Source organism: Duganella margarita, assembly GCF_009857535.1.
Classification (GTDB): domain Bacteria; phylum Pseudomonadota; class Gammaproteobacteria; order Burkholderiales; family Burkholderiaceae_D; genus Rugamonas; species Rugamonas margarita.
Genome location: NZ_WWCS01000046.1, coordinates 1 through 8,441, shown reverse-complemented (window position 1 = coordinate 8,441; position 8,441 = coordinate 1). Strand labels below are relative to the sequence as shown.

The window sequence follows — 8,441 nt, the reverse complement described above, 5'->3', positions numbered from 1 at the left end:
GCGCCGCCGCGGCCGACGGCGTCAAACCGCCAAGCCTGGCCGCCACGCTGCTGGGCAAGGCGCCGCTGACGCCGTCCAGCGAACTGCCCGAGCTGAACGCCAGCACGCCGCAGCCGACGCTCAGCAGCGCCGCCCGCGCGCTGACCAGCCTGCTCAGCACCGCGCAGGCCGGCCAGGCGGGACAACTGGCCCTGATCGGCAAGACCGCGCTGTTCGGCAACGCCGCGCCGGACACCGCCGACCTGGCGCAAAAGCTGCAGGACAGCATCTCCAAAAGCGGCCTGTTCTACGAATCGCATGTGGCCGAATGGGTCAAGGGCGAGCGCCCGCTGGCCGACCTGATGCGCGAGCCGCAAATGCAGCGCCTGCTGCAGCAAGGCGCCGAGAGCGCGCGCGCCGCCACCAGCGGCCCCGACCTGAGCGCCGCGCAGATGGTCAACCAGCAACTGCACACCCAGGAGCAGAACCGCGTGCTGTGGCACGGCCAGGCCTGGCCGGGCCAGCAGATGCAATGGGAAGTGCAGCGCGACCGGCGCGAAGGCGGCCGCGGCGGCGAGGCCGACGAGCAGGCCGAACCGATCTGGCGCAGCGGCGTGCGCTTCCGCCTGCCGCTGCTGGGTGCGGTGTCGGCGGCGGTGACGCTGATCGGCGACCAGGTCCACATCCAGGTCCAGACCGACAGCGACGGCAGCGCCACCACGCTGCGCGCCTGGGCCGGCCAGCTGGAGAGCGCCATGGCCGCCGCCGGCGCCCAGTTATCGTCGCTGACCATCAGCCAGGAGGATGGCGATGCCGGATGAAACCGCCCGCAAACCGCTGCAACAGGCGGTGGCGCTGGCGTACGAGACCGGCCAGCCGGCCCCCAAGGTGGTGGCCAAGGGCCGCGGCCTGATCGCCGAGCAGATCATCCACGTCGCCCAGGAGGCGGGCGTGGCCATCCACGAATCGAAAGAGCTTGTCTCGCTGCTCATGGATATTGACCTGGATCAACAGATTCCGCCCATGTTGTATCGGACGATTGCGGAACTATTAGCGTGGCTATATCATATTGAAGCAGCGCAAAAGTCTGGCTCCCCCCTGCCGCCCGCACCGGACACCAGCATCCCATTGACCGAAATTTGACTCGACTGGTAACAGATGTACCCACACTTTCAGGATGCGGAATTGGAAAACTGGCATGATTTCGAAGTCGAGTCACGGCGGGAGATTGTCGCCCTGCTGCGCGGCATCGGCGAAAAAAATCAGTTGATCCGCATGTTGATCAAGGGCGAGGCCGACGTCTGCGTCACCTCCATCCTGGATGTCGACGACGCCGCGCAGGCGGTCTACCTCGACTGTTCGATCGACCAGGAGCAGAACCGGCGGGTGCTGGCGTCGCGCCAGCTGTCATTTGAGACCACGCTCGACAAGGTGCGCATCCTGTTTGCCGCCGAGCATGTCGAAGCCACCACCTACGAAGGCAACCCGGCCTTCAAGATTGCCATTCCCGCCACGCTGATCCGCTTGCAGCGGCGCGAGTTTTACCGCATCGCCACGCCGGTCAGCAACCCGGTGCGGGTGCTGATCGCGTTGCCGGCCGAGCTGGGCGGGCCGACCAGCTTCCCGCTGGCCGACATCAGCTGCGGCGGCATCTCCATCCTCGACAACAAAATGATGCTGGGGAACGCGGTCGGCAAGGAATATCCGGATTGCCGCATCGACTTGCCGGAAGTGGGGGCGGTCACGACCGCGCTGCAGGTACGTAACTCGCTGGACCTGACGCTGCTCAACAACAAGAGCAACCGCCGGCTGGGCTGCGAATTCCGCCACATCTCGCGCGGCGCGCTGGCCACGGTGCAGCGCTACATCACCAAGCTGGAACGCGAACGCAACGCCCGCATCGCCGGCCTCAGCTGAATTCTTCGGGGTTTTACACCTGCATATTCATGATGTCGTGGTAGGCCGACACCAGCTTGTTGCGCACCTGCAGCGTCGCCTGGAAGTTGATGCTGGCTTTTTGTTGCGCAATCATCACGTCCGACAGGCTGACCGAGTCGTCCCCCATCGCAAATTTCTTGCCCATGCCGTCGGCCTCCATCTGGCTGGCGTTGACCGCGTCCAGCGACTTTTTCAAGGCGTCGCCAAAGTCCGCCTTGGGCGTGGCGGCCGGTTCGGTCTGGATCACCGGCGGCGTCAGGCTCGGCCGTGTGGCGTGGGCTTTCAGCTGCGCGATCATCGACTGGATCTGGCTGCTGTCGATTCCACCTGTTCTCATTGCTACTCCTCTTGTTACAATAGGGCAAGGCTCTATCAGTGCTGACAGAATACCAAGGGAAAGTCCACCCGCCAGCATCGAGCAGGACCGTAAAGGTCGCGTTGTTCCGGGATTTGAATTTCCTCAGTACAAGCAATAATGGCGCTATTCCTTCAAGAACCCTCGTATTCGGGACCACACCATCATGGCCGTAGCGGAAGAAATCGATAACGCCACAGCAGGCGCGCCAGACGACGGCGCCGAGAAACTGCCTTTCATCCAGACGCCGATGGGCAAGAACTTCGTGCGCGCCGCCGGCGCCGCAGCGATCGTCGCCATCCTGATCGGCCTGTGGCTGTGGAACAAACCACCCGACTACGCGGTGCTGTTCTCCAATTACACCGACCGCGACGGCGGCGCCATCACGGCCGAACTGGACAAGATGAACGTCAAGCACAAGTTCTCGGACAACGGCACCGCCATCCTGGTGCCGTCCGAGCAAGTGCACGACATCCGCCTGAAACTGGCCGCCCAGGGCCTGCCGAAAGGCGGCAACGTCGGCTTCGAGCTGATGGAGAACCAGAAACTGGGCGTGTCGCAATTCCAGGAACAGGTCAATTACCAGCGCGCGCTGGAAGGCGAACTGGCGCGTTCGGTGATGTCGCTGGCCCCGGTCGAGAACGCCCGCGTCCACCTGGCGCTGCCGAAACCGTCCGTCTTCGTGCGCGACCAGCAAAAGCCGACCGCCTCGGTGATCGTCACGCTGCACCCGAACCGCATGCTCGACAAGCAACAAACCGGCGCCATCGTTCACCTGGTCGCCTCCAGCGTGCCGGAACTGTTGCCGGCCAACGTCACCGTGGTCGACCAGGCCGGCAACCTGATTTCCGACCAGGAAAAGGCCGGCGCCGGCAACGCCAAGCTCGACGAGCAGCAGCTGAAATACGTCAAGGACATGCAGACCCAGGTGATCAAGCAGGTCGAGTCGATCATCATCCCGATCGTCGGCGACGGCAATGTGCGGGCCGAAGCGGTGGCCGATGTCGACTTCGCCCAGATCGAGCAAGCCACCGAGAACTACAAGCCGAATTCGCCGCCGGCCGCCTCCGCCATCCGCAGCCAGCAGACCAGCGAGACCAGCGGCAACAACAACGCCGCCAATCCGGGCGGCATTCCGGGCGCGCTGTCGAACCAGCCGCCGGGCACCGCCACCGCTCCGCTGAACCAGACCGCCGCCGCCAACGGCCCCAATGCGCCAGCCCCCGGCACGCCGCCGGGCGCGCTGCCGGCCAGCGGCGCCGCCGGCTCGCCGTCGCACAAAGAATCGACTACCAATTATGAAGTCGACAAGACTGTGCGTTACGAGCAACGCGGCATGGGCGGCCTGCGCCGCCTGACCGTGGCGGTGGTGGTCAATTTCAAGCGCATCGTCGATAAGGACGGCAAAGTCACGGTAAAAGCCTATACTCCTGAAGAGATGGCCAAGATCAATGATCTGGTCAAGCAGGCCATGGGCTACAACCAGGACCGCGGCGACGCCGTCAGCGTCGCCAACTCGCCGTTCGACGGCGTCGACAAGCCGTTCGAGCGCCCGCCTGACTGGTGGCGCGATCCGGCCAATTTGCCGATGGCCAAGGATCTGGCGAAGTTCCTGATCACCGCGCTGATCCTGCTGTACATCGTGATGCGCATCGTGCGTCCGATGATGCGCCCGGTGTTCAAGAAAATCGACGAGATCAATGCGCCGGAGCCGGAACCGGAAGTGCCGGAAGAAGAGATCGAGGAAGGTCCGGACGAGGCCCTCATCGCCGAAGAAGCCCTGCGCAAAATGGAAGAGAGCACCGCCCGCGGCTACCGCGAAAACCTGGCCATGGCCAAGAAACTGGCGGTGGAAGACCCACGCATTGTGGCCAACGTGATTAAGGAATGGATAGGCGCCAATGACTGAGAATACCGGACTGCAAAAAGCCGCCATCCTGATGCTGGCGATGGGGGAAACCGAGGCCGCCGAGGTGATGAAATTCCTCGGTCCGCGCGAAGTGCTGAAACTCGGCGCCGCCATGGCCACCATGAAGAACGTGCCGCACGAGGAAGTGGTCGGCACGCTCGACAATTTCCGCGACATGGTCGCGGCCGCCTCCACCGTGGGCCTCGACTCGGACGAGTACATCCGCCAAGTGCTGACCAAGGCGCTGGGCGACGACAAGGCCTCGGTGCTGCTGTCGCGCATTCTGGGCGGCAAGGACGCCTCCGGCATCGAGTCGCTGAAGTGGATGGATTCGCAATCCGTGGCCGAACTGATCCGCAACGAACACCCGCAGATCATCGCCACCATCCTGGTCCACCTGGAGCGCGACCAGGCCTGCGAGATTCTCGGCAACTTCACCGACCGCCTGCGCAACGACGTGGTGCTGCGCATCGCCACGCTGGACGGTGTGCAGCCGGCCGCGCTGCGCGAGCTGAACGACGTGCTGACCAAGCTGCTGTCGGGTAACGAGAACATCAAGAAATCGACGCTGGGCGGGGTGCGCGCGGCGGCTGAGATTCTTAACTTTATGTCCGGCGAGCAGGAAAGCTCGGTGATGGACAACATCAAGAACTACGACAACGATATGGCGCAGAAGATCATGGACGAGATGTTCGTGTTCGACAATCTGATCGATATCGACGACCGCGGCATCCAGCTGCTGTTGCGCGAGGTGCAGTCGGAAATGCTGATCATCGCGCTCAAGGGCGCCTCGCAGGAACTGCGCGACAAGATCTTCCGCAACATGTCGGCGCGCGCCTCGGAAATGATGCGCGAAGACCTGGAATCCAAAGGCCCGGTGCGGCTGTCGGAAGTGGAAACCCAGCAAAAACAAATTCTGCAAATCGTGCGCCGCCTGGCCGACGAAGGCCAGATCGTGCTCGGTGGCAAAGGTGAGGATTCCTTCGTTTAATGAGCATCCACAGCAAAGACGCGCAGCCGGCCTTCAAACGCTGGGAGATGACCTCGTTTGGCGACGAGCGCCCCAGCACGGTGGCCCTGCGCGAAGCGGAACAGCGCGAGATCGACGCCGAAAACGCCCGGCTGGAAGCCGAGCAGCGGGTGCAGCAAGCCTTGCAGGCGCAGCAGGAACAAATGGAAATGGGGCCGCCGCTGCCGCCGCCCATCGAATACCCGACTGTCGAGGAACTGGAGGGCATCCGCGAGGACGCCCGCAAGGACGGCTACCAGGAAGGCCATGAGGCCGGCCACGCCGACGCCATGGAACTGGCCAAGGCAGCGCTCAAGGGCGAGCTGGAGCAAGTGCGCGTCATCGCCAGCAATTTCAGCGCCGCGCTGCAGGACGCTGACCAGCTGATCGCCAACGAGGTGCTGGAACTGGCGCTGCAACTGGCCAAGGGCATGCTGAAGAACGCCTTGCAGGTCAAGCCGGAACTGATCCTGCCGATCGTGCGCGAGGCCATCGAATACCTGCCGGTGCTGCAACAACCGGCGCTGCTGGTGCTGCATCCGGACGACGCCGCCACGGTGCGCGCCGGCATCGGCGAGGAGCTCGACAAGGGTGGCTGGCGCGTGGTCGAAGACCCGTCGGTCGGCCGCGGCGGCTGCAAGGTCGATACCGCCAGCAACACCATCGACGCCACCGCCGCCGCGCGCTGGCAACGCCTGAGCCACGCGCTCGGCAAGGAAGTGGACTGGCTGGACTGACGCCATGGACACCATCGACCGCAGCCCTCCCCCTGCCCCGGCCAGCCCGCACGCCGGCCGCTGGAAATCCTACCTCAGCGATTGCGCCGCGCTGACCAGCATGGTCGAGCCGATGCAGATCTCCGGCCGCGTCACGCGCGTGGCCGGGCTGGTGATGGAGGCGGTCGGCCTGCGCCTGGCGGTGGGCGCCGCCTGCACCATTCCGCTGCCCAACGGGGGCAAGATCGAGGCCGAAGTGGTCGGCTTTGAAGGCGACAAACTGTTCCTGATGCCGCAGTCGGACGTCGAAGGCGTGGTGCCCGGCACCCGCGTCTTCCCGGTCGAGCCGGCCATTCCGAAACCGGGCACCGTGGCCCATCCGCGCCGCCGCCCGAGCGACCGCGCGCGCCACCTGCCGGTCGGCGTCGAGCTGCTGGGCCGGGTGGTCGACGCCGCCGGCCGCCCGCTCGACGGCAAGGGCCCGATCAACGCCGTCGACAGCGCCCCGATCAATACCCGTCCCGCCAATCCGCTGGGCCGCGCACCGATCGTCGAGACGCTGGATGTCGGCGTGCGCTGCATCAACGCCATGCTGACCGTCGGACGCGGCCAGCGCATGGGCCTGTTCGCCGGCTCGGGCGTCGGCAAGTCCGTGCTGCTGGGCATGATGGCGCGCTATACCGAGGCCGACATCATCGTGGTCGGCCTGATCGGCGAACGGGGCCGCGAGGTCAAGGAATTCATCGAGCAGATCCTCGGCGAGGAGGGGCTGGCGCGCTCGGTCGTCGTGGCGGCCCCGGCCGATACGCCGCCGCTGATGCGCCTGCAAGGCGCGGCGTATTCCACCGCGATTGCCGAGCATTTCCGCGACAAGGGCCAGAACGTGCTGCTGATCATGGATTCGCTGACCCGCTACGCCATGGCGCAACGGGAAATCGCGCTGGCCATCGGCGAACCGCCGGCCACCAAGGGCTATCCGCCATCCGTGTTCGCCAAGCTGCCGGTGCTGGTCGAACGCGCCGGCAATGGCGAGCTGGGCGGCGGTTCGATCACCGCCTTCTACACCGTGCTGACCGAAGGCGACGACCAGCAGGATCCGATTGCCGACTCGGCGCGGGCGATCCTGGACGGCCACATCGTGCTGAACCGCCGCCTGGCCGAAGCCGGCCACTACCCCGCTATCGACATCGAACAGTCAATCAGCCGCGCCATGCATTCGATCACCTCGCACGAGCACCAGAGCAAGGCGCGCCAGCTCAAGCAACTGTTCTCGCGCTTCGAGCGCAGCCGCGACCTGATCAGCGTCGGCGCCTACGCTGCCGGCACCGACCCGGTGCTGGACCAGGCTATCCAGTTGCATGATCGGATAGAAAATTTCTTGCAGCAACAAATCACGGAACAGGTCACCATGGGCGAGAGTTTGGGGCAATTGACCTCTCTATTCGACTGATTGATCTGGCTGGACGTTCCTTATACTTCTCACCATGGCCTCCAAAGCGCAACTTGAAACCCTGATGGACCTGGCGCGGCGTGAAACAGATGACGCCGCCAAACGGCTCGGTACTGCCCTGAAAGCCGTGGACGAGGCCAAGCAGAAGCACGAGATGCTGATCGGTTTCCGCGAGGAATACATCAAGCGTTTCGAGGCCGCCCAGGCGGCCGGCATCACGCCCATGGCCTACCGCAACTTCGTGGCGTTTATCGACAAGCTGGAAGTGGCGATCAAGGGCCAGCTGGAAATGATACGCCACGCCCAGTTGCGCAGCGAGCAAGAAAAAGCAGCGTGGCAAGGCAGCGAACGCAAGCGCATGTCGTATGCCACCCTGAACGACCGGGCCGATGCGGCGGCGCTCAAGCTGGAAAACAAGCGCGACCAGAAGGCCATGGACGAACACGCGGCACGCGGGGCGTACTACAAACGATGACACGAGAGAGCGCGTAACATGCAAAGCAATAACCTCCAGATTCCGACCCTGAACGCCAATGCAGTGGCCGCGCCCAAAGTCAACCTGAACCTGAGCGCGGGCGCCGACAACAGCGCCTTCAAGCAGGCCCTGTCGCGCGAGATCGACCAGCGCCAGGCCAACCACACCAGCAACCAGCCGGCCAGGAGCGCCGAACGGCCGAACGCCTCGCGCGCCTCGGCGCCGAAGCAGCAGGCCGCGCCAGCCAAACCGCTGCAATCGGAGCAGGCCGACGCGCCCGCCAATACCAATAACGAAGCCGCCGCCGCGCCAGTCGCCGCGCCGGCGCCGGACAAGACCGCCGCCAGCGACAGCGACAGCGACAGCAGCAACAAAGACAGCGCCAACAGCGACGCCCAGGCGGCGCAAGCGGCCGACCCGGTGGCCGACATGCTGGCCCTGGTGGCCGCCTTCAATCAGCCTGCAGCGCCAGCCGCAACCACGACGGCGGACGCCGGCACGGCGGCTATTGGTGCTGGAGGTGCTGGAGGTGCCGGCGGCGCCGGTGGTGCCGCAGGCGCCAGCGCCGCCGCGCTGGCCGCCGATGCCGCCCAGGCCGCAGCCGCTGGCG

General features: G+C 65.0%; 9 protein-coding genes and 1 pseudogene. 9 read left to right on the top strand and 1 reads right to left on the bottom strand.

Going from position 1 to position 8,441, the window contains the following annotated elements; genetic code table 11:
- The 3 genes from fliK to GTP55_RS28800 form a co-directional block, all read left to right on the top strand.
- A partial coding sequence (gene fliK, locus GTP55_RS28810) for a flagellar hook-length control protein FliK (protein ID WP_161048202.1) occupies nt 1–800 on the top strand: 800 nt, incomplete at its 5' end.
- Entirely contained in the window at nt 790–1,122 is a 333-nt protein-coding gene (locus tag GTP55_RS28805; protein ID WP_161048201.1) for an EscU/YscU/HrcU family type III secretion system export apparatus switch protein, read from the top strand. The genes fliK and GTP55_RS28805, both read left to right, overlap by 11 nt.
- A 15-nt stretch (nt 1,123–1,137) precedes the next feature.
- Nucleotides 1,138–1,896 carry a flagellar brake protein gene (locus GTP55_RS28800; protein WP_161048200.1) on the top strand — a complete coding sequence of 253 codons (759 nt, stop codon included), beginning with the start codon at nt 1,138–1,140 and terminating at the stop codon, nt 1,894–1,896.
- Nucleotides 1,897–1,909: 13 nt separating this feature from the next.
- On the opposite strand, the gene fliE is transcribed toward GTP55_RS28800, so the two are convergent.
- Complete coding sequence (gene fliE, locus GTP55_RS28795) at nt 1,910–2,254, bottom strand: flagellar hook-basal body complex protein FliE (RefSeq protein WP_110844720.1); 345 nt, start codon at nt 2,252–2,254, stop codon at nt 1,910–1,912.
- 184 nt (nt 2,255–2,438) lie between these two features.
- Between fliE and fliF the strand changes: the two genes are divergently transcribed.
- From fliF to GTP55_RS28765, 6 genes and pseudogenes are all read left to right on the top strand, one after another.
- Nucleotides 2,439–4,181, top strand: coding sequence for a flagellar basal-body MS-ring/collar protein FliF (fliF, locus tag GTP55_RS28790; RefSeq protein WP_161048199.1), 1,743 nt, complete (start codon nt 2,439–2,441; stop codon nt 4,179–4,181).
- Nucleotides 4,174–5,172, top strand: a complete 999-nt coding sequence (gene fliG / locus GTP55_RS28785; protein ID WP_161048198.1) for a flagellar motor switch protein FliG — start codon at nt 4,174–4,176, stop codon at nt 5,170–5,172. Before fliF ends, fliG begins: the two co-directional genes overlap by 8 nt.
- Complete coding sequence (locus GTP55_RS28780) at nt 5,172–5,927, top strand: flagellar assembly protein FliH (RefSeq protein ID WP_161048197.1); 756 nt, start codon at nt 5,172–5,174, stop codon at nt 5,925–5,927. The genes fliG and GTP55_RS28780 overlap by 1 nt, the downstream gene beginning before the upstream one ends.
- Nucleotides 5,928–5,931: 4 nt before the next feature.
- Nucleotides 5,932–7,356, top strand: a complete 1,425-nt coding sequence (gene fliI / locus GTP55_RS28775) for a flagellar protein export ATPase FliI (protein WP_161048196.1) — start codon at nt 5,932–5,934, stop codon at nt 7,354–7,356.
- Between the two features lie 34 nt (nt 7,357–7,390).
- Nucleotides 7,391–7,831, top strand: coding sequence for a flagellar export protein FliJ (gene fliJ, locus GTP55_RS28770; RefSeq protein ID WP_161048195.1), 441 nt, complete (start codon nt 7,391–7,393; stop codon nt 7,829–7,831).
- An 18-nt stretch (nt 7,832–7,849) separates the two neighbouring features.
- Nucleotides 7,850–8,441, top strand: a pseudogene (locus tag GTP55_RS28765) (flagellar hook-length control protein FliK); the annotation flags it as partial.